Below are 19,113 nucleotides of genomic sequence, written 5' to 3'. Positions count from 1 at the left end.
CATCCTTAACTAGATTTTCCAATCAGATTATCCTCGGGAGGAAAACTTTCTATCTGGCTTGGTTGGCTACTCAATATTCGTGTTTTTTTGCCGAAAAGATTCACGAGGTCACTGGAAGTCCAGTTTTGGTAGGCTGGCATACGTATGGCACGTGGCAGTATCCAACGTTCCAGTGCCAATTCCGAAACCTCCTTCGCAGATAACAACCTTGTCAGGTCCGGGCGCCCTTTCCCAGTGTTTAGAATTTTAACTGTATTTGATGCGAGTTCGCATATAAATACCTCGCGTTGAATTCCATGCCTTAACAAATCTTCTTTAAACCCAAGTGCTGATAGCGCTGCTCGGGTAGTTCGTAGTCGCCAGTTTGGCCCTTGCCCGAATTGATGTTGATCAGCATACGTATGATCAATGTCGCGTAGATAGTCGCGCAGTTCTACAAACAGTTGGTCGGGTATGTGAAAATGTCCCCATCCGCCAGTATAGCCAATGGATCTCAAGTATTGCACGCTGCCCAGTCTTAGTCGGTTATAAACCGATGATCGCCCCATAGAAGAAGAAGTCGTGATTGCGAGTAATCTTGCCTTCTTTTCTTTGTTTGATATTATTCCGGTCGTATCGCCGTACCTACTGAAAAAGTCGTCATATATGTCTCGGCTACGGAGCAAACATGCTATAAGTTTACCGCCGAGTAGCATATTATATGGGGGTAGTGCGCCTAGAACGTAGGCGTCCATTAAGTTAACTAGTCGAGCACTCCTATCTTTCCCTGTCCAGCCAATAAACTTGTCTCTTACACCGAGATTGAAAACAGGGTCACCAATGGCGATTAAGCCCATTAGCTTACCGTTGCTCTCATCCCAAACTAGATAGCGCAAACGTCTACCGAAGCCGTTTGATACTGGCACGGACCATGTCATAGAGGCAAAGCGGAACAAATCTCCTTGAAATGTCCCTGCCGAAACACGTTCAAGAACCGGCGATATTCTAGTAGGGTCAACATCGCTTCCGGAGGCAAAATACGATAGCAATTTCTCGCTTTTTGCGCGCATAAATTCTTGGTTTTTATTGAGCTTTTCTTCTCTCTGCACTCGGTGCAGAGAGCGAACTACTTCCTTCCCGTTCCCAGTTATTTGTAAGATACCATCATCAGATTTTGTGAAGCCGAGCTCCCTTAGGTGTGAGCGAAGTTTTCTTTTGATATTGGCTTCACGGGAAGCAATGCTGACAACATTATCCTTTTCTTGCATTCTTAGTCTTTCTCGCAGCGGAGTTGATTCGTTATTCAATGGCCTATTCATAGAGACACGTTACACCCTGCAAGAGAAAGATGATAGGAGGTACAACTCTCGTGAGCATGGTGGTTGCTGCCTAACACCTATTTTCAGTTCTCACGGTGGTGTCGTGTTCTGTGTTATTCTATATTGAGGCTGATGTTTCCGGCGTAGACAAATTATGTGGATGAAAGATGTTTTAAAACACTGTTTTAAGCGTCTGAAAATCACCATTGGACAGTAGGAGCTGAGATATGTCTCAAGTAGTCGAGTTCCGCAATGATTCTGGTTTGGACTTCAAGGATATCACCAGTGAGTTATGGCGAGAGTATACGTTTGGCGACGGTCAGACGGTAAGAATAAATGAGCCCTTAAGGCTATATGTGAGTGACAACGGACATCGTGTGCTGGATGGAGAAGGGGTTTCTCATTATGTCCCATTTGGCTGGATACATCTTAAATGGCAAGCAAAAGACGGGTACCCTCACTTCGTTCTATAGTTTGTCGGGCTTAGTCCTTCTCTTTTAAGAGTGTGGCAATGCTTACTAGTAGCCCACCTATCGCAGCGGCAATAAATACTGGAATGTTATTATCAGGGTTGCTGTAGCTGCGGACAATGAATGGAGCGGCAAAGCTAACAGTAATCGTAAAAGTATAAATGGCTACCAGTTTCCAAGAGGGTTTAATTTTAAATTTGAGTAGAAAATCTTCCCAGATTACTTCTCCAGTACTGTTTATCGTGCGCCGGAACGATAAGTATGAAGTCGAGCCGAACATGGACCGTTTGGTCCTAAATCTATAATCTTTTAGGTCATATCTCGTGTTTAATACGCGTTTGTCACCATTCACTGCGACCAGTTTCTCGTTGTCAGAGGAAACTTGGAGAGCATACTCTGGGAAATCCTTCTTTGGATGAAATTGGTAAACTTTCAAATCGAATGTGCTTGCTGGATCAAGTTTAAAGCATAAATCTCCTTCATCTTCAGAGGTGGAAACTTTTTCATTATTTTTTAAGTTTGTAAAACTATCGAATCGGTAGAACGGGAGATCTTCTTTTGAGTTTGGTGTCTCATAATAAAAATTAATCAGATTTTCCCAGTCAATTAATTCACTGGAAGTGGTGATGATTTCTTGGATGTTGTCATCGGTAGAAATCCAGTATTTTCCATGTAGATCTCCGTCCTTATAATCAGGAAGATCCGGTAGTTGATTTCGAATAATAGTGTTTAGGCTTGCCAAATTTTCGAATTTACAAAAGTCTTCTAGACTCAATACGATGCTCACTGTCGAGCCGTGCTCTCGAACTTCAACAATTCTCGCAAACCTGACTGGCAATATGGAGGGTGTGACATTTTTCGTCGCTTGATCTAAGTAGCACAGCATGGCGCGTTGCTTAGACAATTGCTTGCTGTTGGAGATATTTGTTAGAACCTGCTCAGAGATCCATTTTTTTGCATAGCGAAATTGGTGTCGTGTGCCGTTCGGTTTAGCGAAAAGGTCAATTAGGTCTTGGGAATAGCCGCTGCGACTGTTCGAAGAAAGAAAAACGTTTAGAGTCACGTTGACCTCCAAATTTGTAGCGGCGACTTTGTCGACCTTGAACTAGCTATGTTACCCTCAACCTTGCCGTGTCTACGACTTCAACGCAACGTTTATCAGTATATTTGATTTATCGTAAAACAGATTATCCTTGCTCAGTTTGTGCGTCGAGGTGGCGTGGCTGAATGGTTTTTCAGCTTAAGGTGTGGCGGACCATGACTTGGTTGCTGTTTTGTATCGTGCGTGAGCCTTAAATTTTCAAAATACGATTATCGAGACTGGTTTAATTCTGAGATTTAATATCGGTTAACCTCAGTGGGAAAAATGTCGCCTTTTCTGTCATTTCAGCTAATTTTTGTCAGCTTATGTGGCAAGCCGTGGCAACTTTTCTGGCAATCAGAAATCCCAAGTTGTTGATTTCGCTGTATGTCGAATGTCAGCTTTTGTGGCACCTGACATCCCTGCAAGTTTAGTTAGAAATTAAAGCCGCAAGCTGAGTATTCTGGTGTAGGCCCTCTTTCGTGGTCATACATGCATTCTTCGTCACCAGTAAAATGCCATTTGCCAACGGTTCGGTGATGGGATGAGTGTGTCCCAGTCTTAGCCCTTCAATATGCGACGCAAATATTCAATATGCGACGCAAATACGTGCTCAGATCTTCGCTAGGTGAATGGACGCAAGAGTGTCACCATTCTTTGTTTGTACCATCAGAAAAGCGAGACCGTGAAACGGGCTTGGTTCACGACAGCCCTACCCGGAAGGGGCTCAAAATTAAGGTGTTCACTCACAGAGCAATTGGTGCTGCGGGATTAAAAATGATATGACTCGCCCTATAGTTTAAGAATACGAAAGGAAGCCATATGGCCAGCCCTATATCAACAGGTGGCGGTGGCATACATTTCGAGAGTCGAGTTGCGGCCTATTATTTTGCCAGTCTTCTTTACGGCGGAGCCGTTCTCGGGCACTTACCCGGAAGCTCAGTTTCAGCCGTTAAATGCCAACGCAAAAGTGACAAAAACCCAATTGACGATGTGAAAGTATATTGCGACCTCCCAAATGGCTCCGGTCGCCTAGACTTGCAGGTAAAGCGAACACTCAATTTCGGTGACAATGCACTATTTCGTGAAGTGATTAGCGATTGTTGGGACACATTTTCTGCCAACAGGGAAAATAGTGAAATCCGGTTTGGCGCGGCGATAGGAACTATTGAAAAAAATGTAGAAATTGATGGCCGAAAGGTTCTGAGTTGGGCTCGTCATAGTGATAGCGAGCAGGACTTTTTTGAACGAATTACGACGCCGAATTCTGCTAGCGACGGTATGAGGGCATTTCTGGAATGCATTCGATCTGTGATAGAAACAGCGAGTGAGGTTCGACCAACGGATAACGATTTGTGGTGTTTCCTCCGTCGCTTTGTCGTCTTGTACTTCGATTTCGAATCTGGGGAGAGCTCGCACAGCCTAGTAGAAATCTCTGATCGCTTGAGATATTGCCTATCACCGGATAAAGCAGAGCAATCTCCAGCGCTCTGGGATGCACTGATTACTCTGGCTGACGAGGCAAAGCCTACCGCAGGCTCTCATAACCGCGAGACTCTAATTCAGAGTTTGGCAGGGCGTTTCCAACTAGTTGGACAAGGGGCAATCGCTGCAGATTTCAAACGAGTTCATGATTTCTCACAACGCGCTCTTGGTGACATACAACTTGATATTCTTGGTTCATTTGTCCCGAGAGATGATCTGCATGAAAGTGTGACCGAAGAACTAGCAGAGCACAGTGTAGTTGAAATAGTCGGAGAGGCGGGCTCAGGAAAATCTGCTTTAGCAAGGTCTTATATCGAAAGTGAACTGCCAGATAGCATAGTTCTGGCACTTTCATCACGCCGTCTTCCTTCCAATGATCCCGGTTGGGAAGGGTTTGCAAGATACCTTGGAGTAAACTCTCCTATAACTGCAATTGTTGCTGAAATCTCCTCAGCCAAAGTTCCTGTTTTGCTGATAGACGGAGCCGAGAGAATTGGAGCGCCGGGCACCTGGGCTACAATAAACGATATTCTTAAGGCAATCACTGATAGCCCGTCGGCCGCTCGGTGGAAAGTTCTTATTACCAGTCGCAAAAACAACCTGAAGCACCGCCAGCAGATTAATTTTCAGCAACTGGGGATGGTTCTTGGCCGTACTGAGGTGGAGAATTTTTCCGATAGTGAGCTTGATAGCTTAGCCACACATTTTCCGCAACTTGATCCTCTTCTTAGCAAAGAATCTCGTGCGAGAACCGTGGCAAAGCGCCCCTATCTTTTGAAGCGCCTAGCAGAGAGTGGTTTATCACTAGGTAAGGGAACTGTGACAGTTTCAGAAGTCGATCTTATGCTTGATTTCTGGAAGATGACCTCAGATGACGAAGGTGATCCCATGGCCGCGATGTACACGCGCCAGGAAGCGCTTCTATTATTAGGAAGCCGCCGCCTCGCAAATCTTGATGGCCCCATCAGCTCATTAGAAGTCAATCCAAATGCCCTTGCAGATCTAGAAAAAGATGACGTAATCCGTCACGATCCAGACCTAAGACAAGTTCTTTTTGCTCACGACATTATTGAAGACTGGACTCTTTGTTTAACACTACAGCACGATAAGAGGGAAATCCCACAAACACTAATTGAAACCGGCGAACCCTTGAGGCTATTGGACGCAGTCCAACTTCTTGGGCAATGGAAAATTGAGCGATATTCAGATCATGAAGAGTGGGGAAAACTACTTAACGCAGTAAGCTCCAGCGAACTCCAACCACGCTGGAGGCGTGCAGTATTATCTTCTCCCTTACTCTCGACCAGAGCCCCCAGTCTGCTGATTAAGTCCAAGCCCATACTTTTGGATAGCTCTCAGGTATTGTTAAATGAATTGATGAGTGCATTGCGGACGATAGAGGTTGATCCAAATCCTCGTTATCTGAATTTTCCATTGCTGCCCGGATACAGTGAAGCGGATATAATTAAAGTATCGCAGTCCCACGCATTGCCACGAATCAGAAGCTGGCAGCCATTTGTAAACTGGTATCTGCCTTTCTTAGAAGATTTACCGAGCAGTCTTGTTAAAGAGACTTCACTACTTCTGGAAACAATAGCAATTGGGTACGATAAAGTGCCAACTTGGATGGCTGAGAAAGTTGCCATCTGGGCCGACAAGCATTTAAAAAATTTAAGTTACGGAAGTAATTTTGATTCTGGTTATTCGAAAGTACGAACGTATTTACAAGATATTGGCGTCGGGCGAGATGAGAAATTTAGAGACCGCCTACTCTCTATCCTACTTAGGTGCGCTGATGGTGCGCCAGAAATCGTTTCCGATCACCTTCAATGGATTTCTGAACAAGATAGGGGCTCTGGTGCCGAATACATAATTGAGAATTCAAACCTTATTGCGCGAGCAATTCCGAAGGAGACTGTGGACTTCCTTCTGAGCGCGCTAATTTCCCCACCCTCTGATGAGGATGACGTTTTTGGCTTTGGAAGTTTATTTACAGACTTCAATGAGCTCGGAATAGAAGAAGACCGTCTTTTCTTCAGCCCTTCGCATCTACGTCCACCGTTTCTAGTCTTGTTATACAATAACGAGACTGAGGGCCTAAGGCTTATTCGTGGCTTGTGCAATGCTGCTATGGATAAATGGCTTGAGATATTAAAGACAGAACGGTCCGCAACACCGCTTCCGTTGGTTTTGGAGTTTGAATGGGGAAAACAGGAGTTTTGGGGGCACTTTAGAGAGTATACGTGGAACCGAGGAATGGGGCCCGGGCCATATACTGTCATGTCAGCATTGATGGCACTCGAAATGTGGATGGAACATGAGATTGATAATGAACGGGACCCCAATGAATTATTCCGCAAGGTTCTCCATGAAAATTATTGTGTTGGTGCCGTTGGTGCCTGTTGCGCGATCTTACTAAAGTCCCCGGAAAAATGCCTAAAAGCATCACTGCCTTTTCTGACAAATGCGAAGCTATGGGACTGGGACATCCATCGATGCGTGCAAGATGGGCGCAACAATTCTAATATTATTGGCGGGTTTCGTGATTTTGCTTTTCGAGATGCTGTTGCGAAGCGCAATGCCAGCCCTCATCGCCAGTTGGAAATCCGAAACCTTATTCCTCAGATATTATTGCAGGGTACTCCAGAGCTAAAAGCTCAACTATTTGAAAAAGTTTCTTCGCTACAGAGTGAGGCTCTGGACTTAGAATTTGAACAGGATTCAGAGAATCCTGAGGTCGTAGCTAACGCTAAAGAGCGTGTAGATCGAATGGTCGCAATGTGCGACCCGCAAAACTACCAGTTAACAGACAATGTTGACGGAGAAAGCTTTACCTTTGAGTACATTCCTCCTTCATCACTTGCTCCAGACGAAGAGTTCCTCAAGCGACACAAAGAGTTCAACGAAGCTACAAGTCTCGCGATATGGGCTGAGCAGTCTTTGGAAGAAGGGAAAGTTAAAGACAGATGGTCATTACCAGATGCAATAGAAGTTGCACAAAAATATAAATTAGAAATTGATTTTTCTTCTGGACTGCCACCTGTGGAAGAATTAGCCCAGCGAGCAAAAATGGGAGCGGTAGCTGGGACTGCTGCACTGATTTTGCAAAATGCGGACTACGACACCAATGAGTTTGAATGGGCAAAATCCATTATTCTTGAAGCTTCCAGAACACCACTGGAAAACGATGGAATTACTTTCCCAGATTCTTTTGTCAGTTTTCACCCTGTCGTTATGGCTGCCTACGGCTTCCTCTCTCTTGTACGTAGAGGAAATAGCACCAAGGAGGATAGAGATATCCTCCTATGCCTAAGCTTGCATCCACTTAATGCCGTCAAAAATATTATATTTTCGAATCTCAAAAACATTTGGGAGCAGGAAGCTGAGTTTTGTTGGGAAATACTAGTTCTTGGCACCCGATTGTGCGCAATACCTGAGAGCATCTTTATGACAAGCTCTGGCAGCTACGGGTTTCAGGTTTCGGCAGAACGGCTCGAATGGACGGAGTCAGAACTGCAAAAATCAATTACAGCTTTGGACAATGGCGAAAATGGCGAGATGCCGAGAATTTTGAAACCTTGGAAGTCTATTAACAGCCCTATGTCCGATCCAACCTCTCAAGAGTTTTATGCACGTTCAGAATACAGGCTTTTGTGGGACCAGCTTCCAACAATTCTATTTTCACAACCGATTGATCTCATCTTTGAAGAACAAGAACATCGTTCTCAGGTTGTGCAATTACTAAACGACCTAATTGGATGGACTGAAATGCGGATTGCTCCCCCATGGGACAACGGGCACCATGGTAACACTCCGTATAAGTGGACAAACTCTTTCATGCAGTGGTGTGGAGTACTCCTTCCACATCTAAACGAGCATGAGCGTCAAGAGCTTGTTTTGTCGCCCGTCAGAAGACTTCTTCACAGGCAAGAAGGCGAAAAACTGCTCGACGATCTGTTGCTGTCGTATGTTAGAAACCACATAGCAATAGACAACGTCATTTCTTCAAATGTTCAAACGTGCTGGGACGAGTTGTTCGATCTGGTTCTATCATATCCGGGTATTGAATGGCATAAATCCCGCGATTTTGTTTCATCTGGTTTTGGCGAGTGCGTTGTCATTTCAATTTTTTCTTTTGGCCAACCACTCGTTCCAACGCCATGGGAAAATGCAGAAAAATTCTTAGAGCATATACAAAGGTGGGTCGATAATTTTGGTCATACACCTGCATTCTTCAGCTTCTTGGTCACATTCGTTTTAGGACCGGGAAAAGCATTTTGCTCTGGTCCGGCTCCAACGTGGATATCGAATGCAGTAATACGTAATCACGATAACGATGAGTTTTGGAAAAATGCAGCAAACGGAGAAAGCGCTTGCGATTTTTTCACCATGCTAATTAACGAATATTCTTTAGACGTAAAGAAAGACAGAACCTTGTTTGATAGCTTGGTCCGTGCATCAGACATCCTGTTGACGAAAAATGTACGAGCAGCAGCCAATCTCCAACAACGGCTTTCTGTTTTAGAACGAAATCCGTAAAGACCTCAACAAGCAGGGGGTGCACAAGAGGCGCGGTATTACCGCGCACATCTTGCATTTCACGAAGTGAGACGTATCAACTGAAGTCAGAAATTGTCAGCTTACGTATCAATCCATGTCAACTTGTCTGGCAGTCGGAAATTCTAAGTAATTGATTTCGCTACATACCGAATGTCAGGTTCTGTGGCACGTGGCAATTTTTCCCGAAAATTTATGCCGCCTGAGACCGACGCATATATGCGTCGGTGCCGCCAATGGTTTGTCATAATTCGGGGATATGGGACTTGCGGTCGAGCATGCATAAGCAGAGCAGAAGTCGCCCTTACCCCCTGAATTAAATCAGTTGCCAAACGTCTTTCCACTAAGAGTTCTAATCAAGAGGAAAGACGGAAGATGTTTCTGCAACGTGAGTCATCAATTGACGCCCTTCGCGCGTTCGCCTTGTTCGGGATACTTGTGGTCAATTTGCCCTTCTTTGCGATTACTTTTGGGTTTGCTGGCGGGGCATGGCAGGACGGGGAGCCGCTTTGGCTGAATGTGCTTGCCGCGAGCGTGATCCAGGGATTGTTTGAAAGCAAATTCATTCTGATTTTCTCTGCCCTGTTCGGGTTTGCCGCGTTACAGCAATTCAAACGATATGGGGCCGGTTTTTATGTGCGGCGGCTTTGTTTGCTGGCACTGTTCGGCGTTGTGAATCTGGTATTCCTTTTCGAAGCAGACATTTTGTTGCCCTATGCCGTGATCGGGCTGCTTTTGTTGATCGTTCGGCAAATGTCTGTTCGCGGACTTATGGTTTGTGGTGTTGCTCTTTGGGCAATGGCTGTACTTGGAAATGCGCTTTTTGGGGTGAACCTGACAGTGAACCCATCGCCTTATGTCGCGCCAGAGATACCAGTTTCGGTGGTTCTGGCGACCGGGAGTTTTGCCGATGTAGTGGCGGTGCGTCTTGAGAGTTGGGCCAGTTTCCAGCTTTATTGTCTTTGGAGCAACTACCTGCTTGTTGCTGCTGCCATGGTTTCAGGACTAGCTGCCGCGCGGTTTTGTGATGAAAACGGCTTTGATGCTCTTGTTGCCAAATTACGCACCATTGCGGTGTTTGCCGCCTTTCCGGGAATTGTTGGCAGCCTTTTTTATGGGGCGCTTGCATCGCTGCCCGCAGCATTTGAGCCAGAGCGCTTCTTTATGATGACATTGGTTTTGCGCCCGCTGTTTGCGGTGCCATTGTCCATCGTTCTTGTTGCATATGGTCTTGTCGCTTTTCGCGCAACGGCTTGCAGCAGTTTGGTTGCATTCATTGCGCCTGCTGGCCGCATGTCATTGACGATCTATTTGGGAATGTCATTGGCTATGGGGTTGGTGTTCTTTGGTTACGGTGCCGGTATACACAATCAGGTTCGTTTGGCTGATTGTTTGTGGATTTCAGTTGTGATGTATCTGGGGTGCATCGTTTTTGCCAAGCTTTGGTTCCGCTTCGCATCACGCGGACCGCTTGAATTGATTTTGGCGGTTCTCACAAGGCCGAACTCCCGGCAAGGAGTTGTGTCGGTTAGCAGTTAAGCTACAATAGTCGGAAATGCAAAAGGGCGCCAGTTTGGCGCCCTTTACCTTTCCTGTTCAGAGGATTGGCCTAAGCCGTGGCTTAACTGGTTGTCCCAGCATCGATTGCCTGTTCCAAATCTGCCAGAAGGTCAGACGGGTTTTCCAGCCCGCAGTAGATGCGCACAAGTTGCCGGTCCAACTGGAAATGACGAAACGCACTGATTTCATATTTCTGGTGAAGTACCGCAGCAGCGGGAACGATCAGGCTCTCGGGACCACCCCAACTTACGCCTAACCTGAATGTTCGAAGGGCGTTGCTGAAATTTCGAATGTCGACCGTCTCATCGAGAATGATGGAAAACAGGCTCGAATGGCCATGCAATGTGCATTTCCCAGCATGGTTGCTGAACCCGGTATAGAGCACTTGGGAGACCTTTGGGTGCTTGAGCAAGCTTGTGGCCAAATACTCACCGGTTTGAGCGTGTCGTTGCATGCGCAGCTCAAGTGTGTCGAGGCCACGTAGCAAAAGCCATGCTTCAAACGGACCAAGTTTCCCACCGAGATAAGGGAAGGTTGAACCATTGATTTTGTTGATTAGGTCCTTTCGTCCGGTGACGACGCCGGCAACAGTGTCGCTGTGACCAGACAGGAATTTCGACGCGGCATGGATGACAAGATCGATACCGTGATCGGCCGGGCGCTGAAAAACCGGTGTTGCCCAAGAGTTGTCGATAACGGTGATAACATTTTGCTCTTTCGCTGCTTGGCCCAGTTTTTCAAGGTCCTGGAGCTCAAATGTCAGAGATGTCGGGCTTTCAAGGAACAAAAGTTTTGCACCTGAAATGACGTCAATTACAGCATCTGTCTTGGTGCCATCGACATAGTCGATGGCTACGCCCATTGGTCTGAGCATGGTTTCAAAAAGCCGATATGCATCCGAATAGACATTGTGAACGGTAACGATCCGGTCTCCCGGTTCGACAAGTGCCATGACGGTTGCACTGATTGCCCCCATCCCGCTTGCAAAGGCACGGGATGCTTCGGTGTTTTCCAATCTTGCAATTTCCCGTTCGAATGCCATTACGGTGGGATTGTCACCACGAGCATAGATGGGACCGTCAGGATTTCCGGCATAGGCATTTGCCATGTCGTCAAAGTCACGGAATGCAAATAGCGACGTTTGATAAATTGGTTGGGAAACCGCCCGGAAGTGGCGCTCGTAGTTGGGATCAAATGCATCGTGATGCCGGGATCCGTGGTCCTGCAGCGAGAGTGGCTTTGAAGGTAGCTCGTTCATGATGAAAGCTCCTTGATCAAGAGTGTTTTGCGATCAGAAAACGTCAAAGAAACGGCAATGAGTGCAGTCAGTCCGGCCGCAAGCGCAGGTGCCATGACAATTCCGTCCAAGCCAAATGCCATGGGTAAAAATAGCGCCAGTGGTAATTGAATGTAGCCCTGTGGTGCCATGCTGACGATGGCAGCGCACCGCGCATTATGAGCAGCCTGAAAGCGCGATACCATCGGTTGATAGATGCCAACGAACGCGACTTGTATGGCAAGGATATCGAGCAAATGCGCCCCAAAGGTGATCAATTCCGCTTTGCTGACAAAGGCGGCAATCAACCAATCCCCGAACAGGAAGGCAATAACTGCGCAGGTAATCGAGAAGCCTGCGCAATAGAGAAGGATGCCCTTAAACACGGCCTCAAACCGTGCCTGATTACCTGCACCTGCTGCGTAGCTCAGGATGGGTTGTGAACCCAGACAAAAGCCGATGATCGGAAGAATGGCAAGAAGCACGATACGCAACGAGATGGCCAATCCTGCCAGTTCTTCTTCGTTGCCATGTCTGGTGGCTGCCTGCATCAGAGCGGCAAAGCATATTGATGCCAGAATAGTGGTTGTACTGGCTGGAATGCCGAGCTTGCCAAACGGTACTAGAGCTTTGCGCCAAGAAAGCGCGTGAAGAGCTCCGACATCGGGATGTATTCGTCCAAGGCGCTTTTTGAAGTAATAGACATACGCACAAAGGGCCGCGATCTGTGAGATGATCGTTGCCCACGCCGCCCCTGCAACCCCCAATTCGAATCCAAAGATAAGTATCGGGTCAAGTACCATGTTCAGACCAAACGACCCGAGCAAGGTGTACATCGAAAATCGGCTGTTACCTTCACCGATTGCAATGAAATCGCAGACGATCTGCAACAGTACCAGCACAGAGCAGGCCCCAAGAATTCGCATGTATATGGAAGCTTCGGTGAAAACCTCGTTGCGCGCACCGAGCAGATGCAGAATTGGTCCGTGGAATAATGTGATCAGGATGGCAACGCTAACGCCAAAGCCAATGGCCAAAGCCAAGGTAAGGGATGCGCTTCTTGCTGCATCATGGACATTGTCCCTGCCAAGTGCACGACCGATTTCGGTTGAGGCTGTTAGGCCCAATCCGTGCCCGATTGCACCGACCAGCATGAAGCAGGGAATGGATAAAGTTACCCCCGCCATGGCACTAAGCGCATATTGGGAAACAAAGAAGGCATCGACGACCTGATTGATGGCATTGATCGAAAGCCCCGCCACAGATGGCAGGGCCAGTCGCAGGATCAATCGCATAATCGCCGGATCATTCAGGTCCGGAAGAGCACGCTTTCGCATCAGGAAGCATCCTCATCGTGGACAAAGTCCGGAACATACAGTCGATCATCAAAAAAGCGTTCGCGCAGCAACATAACAAGAAGTGACGTCTTGTGTGGGAAACGAACCTGTTTAATGCCGGCAAAGCCTGAACGCAGAAGGTTGCGGATTTGCTGATTGTGGCCTGCATCAGGTTCACCGACAATGCGTTGCGTTCTTGGGTCATCAAGGAACATGTAATGCATCAGAGACGGAAGCCATGCGGTCAGATATTCCTTTCCGCGAAATGCTTCTTCGCCAATGGCAACATGCCAGCCGCGGTCAAAGTCATCTGCATCATAATGTTCGCCAAGGCGATCTTCTTGTGCCCAGTAGAGCTCGAAATACCCGAATGGGGTGTCGTTGAAATACCCGATCAGCGGCTCGGTTCTGGGATCATCCAGTCGGCTTTGGATGAAGGCTTCGTGCTTTTCCTCTGAGCCGGACTCTTCCCAAAAGACGTCGACGCGCGGGTCGTTCATCCATTTATGGAAGCACCCGAGATGACGACGAATATCCGCGCGTTCAAACCGGATAGTTTTGTCGATCCAAGGGATGTAACGCGCATAAAGTGTGTGCGAGGCACTTGGGCGACGGACTGGATGACGGCGTCCGTTGGTTGACGTGTAACGCAAAGGGAAAGGGTCGCGTTCGGGATGTGCCAACCAGTTCAGCGTTAGTTGATAGAGATTGCGTGAACTGACAACAATGCTGTCACCTGAATGAGAAATCAGACCGTTGCGAAACATGTTCGCTGTCCATTCCGGATCCAATTGCGGGGGAAGTTTGATTTCAGATCGAGAAGGATGAGCAATCAGAAGTGCTTCGCCCAGCGCAGCCAAACCTTTGGCATCTAGAACGTTAAGCGTCAGGCTTGCAACATCATCAAGTACGATCTGGTCCGGTGAGAGGGTGAAATAGAAGTCATGATTTTCACTTTCCCCACAAAGCTGAATATGTCCGTCCTCGATGGACGAGTGCCAGTTTCCGGCGTTCTGAAAGTGAGGAACTTCCAGTTTCTGGGATGAGTTTTGAGTTGGTGCTTCTAATGCAATGACATTCATATTCAGATCTCCTGATGTCTAAGTTTCCAACCCGATTGGGTTCGTTAAGTCTCTGTAGTCCGGACGGATGAGAGGATTGGAAGTTCAGGTGCATTTTTTCGATTCGAGATGCAGAAACTTCTGAACTTGGCAGGTGACGGTTCGTCTTTGGTGCAAATGCTTGAAACTTGCTTTGCCAATGTGGAGACGACCATGAATGGTTCTCAGGCGGTAAATGCCGCGTCCTTAAACCCATCAAACGAACCGAGTTCGCAACCCGGTTTTCATTCAATTTCAGAAGATGTTGTTGGTTTGCCATGGGCGGTGGAACCCTGGCGGATGAAAGGATATCCGCACCAAGTCATTGACCGTTTTTGCGACGATGATCCCGACCGCCCGGCCATCCTGACAACAGATGAGGTTTGGTCGCGAAAGCGCCTGAAACAAACGTCAGATGCGATTGCCTGCGCTCTGATTGCCAATGGGGTCGAGCGTGGTGACGTTGTTGTTGTTGCGCTTCCGAAATCTGCGATGGCGATTGCAGCCATTCTTGGTGTCTGGAAAGCTGGTGGGGCTTTTGTTCCCGTGGACCCGCAGCACCCCGAGACCAGAAATCAGCACGTATTGACTGATTGTTATGCACGTTACGCTGTTACCACCGGCAGGGATTTGACGGTTCTTGGTCAGCAGGAGCTTGAGGTTGTTCTTGTCGATGAGCTCGACACGTCGGAAGCCGACTTCCTCGCCGTCGCCCCGCTTGCCGATCAGCTTGCCTATATTATCTACACGTCCGGTTCGACTGGTAAACCTAAAGGGGTCATGGTGGATCAAGGCCCGTTGATTGACCATTTGAATGCTACCGGGCCAATCTATCTGATGGATGAAGATTCGCGAGAATTACCGTTTCTTCCATTTTCATCTGATGGTGGTCATGAACGCTGGATCGTGCCGTTGATGGCAGGTGGCAGTATTTTATTGCCTGACCAATTACTCTGGACGCCGGAAGACACAGTTAACGCCATTCGCAAACATGGCGTGACCCATGCTTCATTTCCGACCAGCTATGTACATGAGTTGGCAGGGTGGCTTCGCGAGAAGGGCCAGACTCTTGATCTGATACTTTGTTCCTTTGGCGGTGAGGCAATGCCAAAGGAAACTTTCAACCGGATCGCGCGGGCCATCAATTCTCGTTATCTGATCAACGGTTATGGTCCGACGGAAACCGTGATGACACCCATGTTGTGGCGTGTCGCTCAGGACCGGCTTTGTGAGACCGTTACAGCCCCGATCGGAAGACCGGTCGGAGATCGTTGGGCCTATATCCTTGATGCGGATGGCAACGCGGTCGCACCCGGCGAAATCGGTGAGATACATCTTGGCGGCTATTGTGTTGCCCGTGGATATAACAACTTGCCTGAAAAGACCGCCGATCTGTTCATTCACGATAATTTTGCGCTGAATGATCATGCACGAATGTATCGCACCGGTGATTTGGGCCGATTCCTTCCGGATGGCATGATCCAGTTTGCTGGACGGGTCGATGATCAGGTTAAAATTCGTGGGCACCGTATCGAGCCGGCAGAAATTGAAACAGTTTTGCGTGGGTTTGATGATGTTGCCAACTGTGTCGTCGTCGCAGCTGAAGTTGCCTCACGGTTGGAACTGATTGCCTATGTCGTACCGCGTTCCGGAGCATCGGTTGATACCCGTTCAGTTCGTGTGCGGTTGCAGGACCTGCTGCCAAGCGCAATGGTGCCTAGCTACATCATTGAAATGACGATGTTGCCACTTAATGCCAATCACAAGGTCGATAAATCACAGTTGCCGCTACCGCGTCGCGAGGGGGCCATAATCAAGCCAGCTAATGACGACGAGGCCGCTCTGTTGATCATTTGGAAATCCGCACTGGGTCTCGATGAAGTCGGAGTGACCGATAATTTCTTCGAGATCGGCGGGAATTCGATAACAGCCCTGCGTGTACTGGCAAAAGTTCGCGATCAGTTTCCTGAACGCAATGCGGAAATTACGGATCTTTTCAACTTTCCGACCATCCGAAGCTTGTTGTTGGCGCTGTCTGAACCCGAATGCAAGCCGGGGGCGGATATCGTGCATTTGCAGCAAGGCAAGCCCGATCAGCCTGTGCTTTATTGCTTTCCGGGGCTGCTTGTCAGCACGCGCGAATATATGAAGCTGGTGAAAAGTCTGGGCGAGGATCAATCCGCCGTGGGCTTCATGTGCCACTCGCTTACAGAAAATCAGGAACTTGATGTTTCGGTCACCGATATCAGTTCGCGATATGCAGAGCTGGTTTATCGGGAAGCGAAGGGACGTACCTGCGCCTTTCTGGGCTGGTCCTGGGGTGGTTTGCTTGCATACGAAGCTGCGCGAATGCTGGGGAATGACATCGATTTGCGAGTTGTCGGAATGGTTGATGTCTGTGACATGGACGACGATTTTGATCTGAACGCACGGCCAAAATTCCAGCCGGGGCAGTGGGCCGAGATTGAAGCACGCATTCGGGTCTGGCTGCAGAAAACCAAGATGCGTGAAGAATGGGAACGCCTTTTGGCGCTGATGGATGACCTTGCTTATGCGCAGTTTGTCCATTTTGTGGGAAAAAGCGAATTCGGGCTGCCCACAGACGGGCCGGGGATCGGTACGCGCGAACATACGTTCTGGGTGCTAATCGACAATGCCCTTGTTTTCCGCCGTCATGAACTTCTGCCCTATGACGTGCCGATTGCTTCATGGCTTGCAGGCGATACGGTCAGTCGAAAACTTGATCTGATTGATTGGCAGTCACTTTCACGCCTTGCCGAGGCCCCTGAGCATATTCCAGGAACGGATCATTTGACGATCATCGGTGATCCGGCATTCCACACGCGGTTTGGCAAACGTTTGACGAACGCTTTCGAACAACCAGCCGATATGAAATTTTCAAGCAAATAGAAGGACTTGAACGATGGATAAATTGGATCTTGTCGGGATTGGAATTGGTCCTTTCAATCTTAGTCTTGCTGCGCAGCTGGACGGGGTTGCTGATGTGTTTTCAATCTTTCTTGAGCAACGTTCTGAATTTGCCTGGCATCCGGACATGATGCTGCCCGGTGTTGAGCTTCAGACTTCGTTTCTGAAAGATTTGGTGACCCTAACCAATCCGACGAGCAAATGGTCTTTCCTGTCTTACATGGTTGGCCAGAAACGCATGCTTGATTTCATGAACGCGGATTTTGCCGCGGTGCCAAGACGGGAATTCGCCGCTTATCTGAAATGGGTTGCAGACCATTTGGAAGGCTTGGCATTTGACAATGTGGTGCGCGAAGTCGCATTCGATGGTCAAGACTTTAAGGTTCGTACGGATCATACAAGTTATGTCACGAGCAATCTTGCCATTGGTGTCGGCAAGCCTGCATTTATTCCCGCCTGGGCGCGCCAGTTGCCCAAGCATAAATGCTTTCACACAAGCCAAGCGAAGTCGAATTTGCCAAAGCTGCGCGGCAAGAGAATTGCCGTTATTGGCGGGGGACAGAGTGGTGCTGAACTTGTTGAGTATCTGCTTGGTGGAAACGTCAAAGGTGTTGAAGAAGTTCTCTGGTTATCGCGTCGCGACAATTTCGAACCCCTTGATGATACTCCATTTGTGAATGAGTATTTCACGCCCGGATATGCAGATGTCTTCGCAGGTCTGCCGGATGCCTATAAACAGGATTTGATGTCTCGACAAAAGCTTGCCAGTGATGGTGCATCGCTTTCAACGCTCAAGTCGATTTATCAGCTGCTATACCGGCAGCGTTACCTGCAGGAGGGCCATGTTGCCGGTCGGCTCCTGCCGCAACGTGAAGTCTTTCAGGTTCAGCAAGATGGTGAAACAATGAGGATTGCTGCCAGAAACGGGCTTAATCAGGATGTCGAGTTCTTCGATGCGGATGCGCTGATTCTGGCAACCGGTTATGAAACGACATTGCCGGAATTCATGGCGCCACTGCGTTCACTTCTTGAAGTGGGGGCATCAGGTGCCTACCGCTTGGATGCGGAATTCCGTGCCCAATGGGATGGACCATCTGACCGAAACATCTTTGTTCAAAATGCCGGCAGGATCGATTTGGGGATCTTTGAGCCTCAACTAAGCCTGATGGCTTGGCGAAGTGCTAAGATTGTAAATGCTCTGACAGGCAAGAATGTCTTCAATCTTGATCAAAATCCACCGATTGTTGACTGGGTTGCCGGTACTGGGGACCGGGCAGGTAGTGCTGTCGTGCAGGCCTGGGGCTAGGGACGGCAAACTGAAATCTGCAGCCTGTTCGACTTAGTGAACAGGCTGCAGAACCGGAAGCCTTATGCTGGACGGGTCAGTTCTACATTATGGAGTGCCTGACGGCATCGCTGATCGGCCTGATGGATGTATGCGCAAACAGATGCTTTGGAGACACCGATATCCTTTGCAATGACGTTTTGCGCGAACCCGTCCACGCGATGCCGGTAAAAAGCGGTGCGCACGTGTGGTGGCAGCTCTTTTAATGCGTTCTCAATGACCCGAAGGGCCTGGCAACCACTGAGACGTGCTTCGGGGCAGTCTGCGTTTCCAGCAGGACAAAGATCAGTTGGATCGCTGTCCGCGAAAAGAGTGCGTTCGAACGTAATTTGGCGGACCTTGTCGATTGCCATGTTTCTAGCAATGCGCGTTATGAAGGCACTTGGTGTGGTGACTTCTGTGTCTATTTGTGCAGTGAGCAGTTTGGCATAGGTATCCTGAACAATGTCATCCGCCAGATGGGGACATTTTACGATAGACTGGGCAACGCGTCGCAATTTCCCCTCTTGGCTTTTGGCGATAGTTAGCAAAGCTTGTCGCTGAAATTGGTCTTTTGGAAGTGGGGCAGTTTGGCTTGCTTGGTGCATTTCCGAATGTCTCCGTTAGTTTGCTCATTAGTGAAAATAATAGTCACTTGCAAATTTGGGACGCAGTTTGCACTCTCCACGGGGTCGAT

General features: G+C 48.2%; 10 protein-coding genes. 4 read left to right on the top strand and 6 right to left on the bottom strand.

From position 1 onward, the window contains the following. Window positions 1-5 precede the first annotated feature (5 nt). Together FHI25_RS01805 and FHI25_RS01800 are read right to left on the bottom strand one after the other, a co-directional pair. On the bottom strand, window positions 6-1,247 hold the full coding sequence (locus FHI25_RS01805) for a Druantia anti-phage system protein DruA (RefSeq protein ID WP_210514479.1): 1,242 nt from the start codon (window positions 1,245-1,247) through the stop codon (window positions 6-8). A gap of 534 nt (window positions 1,248-1,781) precedes the next feature. After that, on the bottom strand, window positions 1,782-2,831 hold the full coding sequence (locus FHI25_RS01800; protein WP_210514477.1) for a hypothetical protein: 1,050 nt from the start codon (window positions 2,829-2,831) through the stop codon (window positions 1,782-1,784). A gap of 840 nt (window positions 2,832-3,671) precedes the next feature. Between FHI25_RS01800 and FHI25_RS01795 the strand changes: the two genes are divergently transcribed. Both FHI25_RS01795 and FHI25_RS01790 read left to right on the top strand, forming a co-directional pair. Continuing rightward, a complete protein-coding gene (locus tag FHI25_RS01795; RefSeq protein ID WP_210514475.1) occupies window positions 3,672-8,873 on the top strand; it encodes an ATP-binding protein in 5,202 nt (1,733 codons plus the stop codon). Between the two features lie 738 nt (window positions 8,874-9,611). Continuing rightward, window positions 9,612-10,430, top strand: a complete 819-nt coding sequence (locus FHI25_RS01790) for a DUF418 domain-containing protein (protein ID WP_210514473.1) — start codon at window positions 9,612-9,614, stop codon at window positions 10,428-10,430. An 82-nt stretch (window positions 10,431-10,512) separates the two neighbouring features. On the opposite strand, the gene FHI25_RS01785 is transcribed toward FHI25_RS01790, so the two are convergent. Genes FHI25_RS01785 through FHI25_RS01775 form a run of 3 tightly spaced genes read right to left on the bottom strand, consistent with a single transcriptional unit; the run spans window position 10,513 to window position 14,146 of the window. Continuing rightward, a complete protein-coding gene (locus tag FHI25_RS01785; RefSeq protein WP_210514471.1) occupies window positions 10,513-11,709 on the bottom strand; it encodes an aminotransferase class I/II-fold pyridoxal phosphate-dependent enzyme in 1,197 nt (398 codons plus the stop codon). After that, window positions 11,706-13,064, bottom strand: coding sequence for an MATE family efflux transporter (locus FHI25_RS01780; RefSeq protein ID WP_210514469.1), 1,359 nt, complete (start codon window positions 13,062-13,064; stop codon window positions 11,706-11,708). Before FHI25_RS01780 ends, FHI25_RS01785 begins: the two co-directional genes overlap by 4 nt. Next, a complete protein-coding gene (locus FHI25_RS01775) occupies window positions 13,064-14,146 on the bottom strand; it encodes a GNAT family N-acetyltransferase (RefSeq protein WP_210514468.1) in 1,083 nt (360 codons plus the stop codon). Before FHI25_RS01775 ends, FHI25_RS01780 begins: the two co-directional genes overlap by 1 nt. A gap of 318 nt (window positions 14,147-14,464) precedes the next feature. On the opposite strand from FHI25_RS01775, the gene FHI25_RS01770 reads away from it, so the two are divergent. Next, window positions 14,465-17,074: an amino acid adenylation domain-containing protein gene (locus tag FHI25_RS01770; RefSeq protein ID WP_210514465.1), complete on the top strand. Its 2,610-nt coding sequence runs from the start codon at window positions 14,465-14,467 to the stop codon at window positions 17,072-17,074. A 13-nt stretch (window positions 17,075-17,087) separates the two neighbouring features. After that, window positions 17,088-18,398, top strand: a complete 1,311-nt coding sequence (locus FHI25_RS01765) for a SidA/IucD/PvdA family monooxygenase (protein ID WP_210514462.1) — start codon at window positions 17,088-17,090, stop codon at window positions 18,396-18,398. A gap of 62 nt (window positions 18,399-18,460) precedes the next feature. Here the strand turns inward: FHI25_RS01765 and FHI25_RS01760 are convergent, their stop codons facing one another. Beyond that, window positions 18,461-19,024 (bottom strand): sigma-70 family RNA polymerase sigma factor, encoded by a 564-nt coding sequence (locus FHI25_RS01760; RefSeq protein ID WP_210514459.1) that lies wholly within the window; start codon window positions 19,022-19,024, stop codon window positions 18,461-18,463. Between the last annotated feature and the right edge of the window lie 89 nt (window positions 19,025-19,113).

This window comes from Thalassospira sp. ER-Se-21-Dark (genome assembly GCF_017922435.1).
In the GTDB taxonomy this organism is placed as follows: domain Bacteria; phylum Pseudomonadota; class Alphaproteobacteria; order Rhodospirillales; family Thalassospiraceae; genus Thalassospira.
This window is presented reverse-complemented; position numbering and strand designations above follow the sequence as displayed.

Excerpts from the sequence above, each read along its gene's own strand:
- FHI25_RS01805 (WP_210514479.1), bottom strand. The coding sequence starts at position 1,247 with ATGCAAGAAAAGGATAATGTTGTCAGCATTGCTTCCCGTGAAGCCAAT.
- FHI25_RS01795 (WP_210514475.1), top strand. The coding sequence starts at position 3,672 with ATGGCCAGCCCTATATCAACAGGTGGCGGTGGCATACATTTCGAGAGT.
- FHI25_RS01785 (WP_210514471.1), bottom strand. The coding sequence starts at position 11,709 with ATGAACGAGCTACCTTCAAAGCCACTCTCGCTGCAGGACCACGGATCC.
- FHI25_RS01780 (WP_210514469.1), bottom strand. The coding sequence starts at position 13,064 with ATGCGAAAGCGTGCTCTTCCGGACCTGAATGATCCGGCGATTATGCGA.
- FHI25_RS01775 (WP_210514468.1), bottom strand. The coding sequence starts at position 14,146 with ATGAATGTCATTGCATTAGAAGCACCAACTCAAAACTCATCCCAGAAA.
- FHI25_RS01770 (WP_210514465.1), top strand. The coding sequence starts at position 14,465 with ATGAAAGGATATCCGCACCAAGTCATTGACCGTTTTTGCGACGATGAT.
- FHI25_RS01765 (WP_210514462.1), top strand. The coding sequence starts at position 17,088 with ATGGATAAATTGGATCTTGTCGGGATTGGAATTGGTCCTTTCAATCTT.
- FHI25_RS01760 (WP_210514459.1), bottom strand. The coding sequence starts at position 19,024 with ATGCACCAAGCAAGCCAAACTGCCCCACTTCCAAAAGACCAATTTCAG.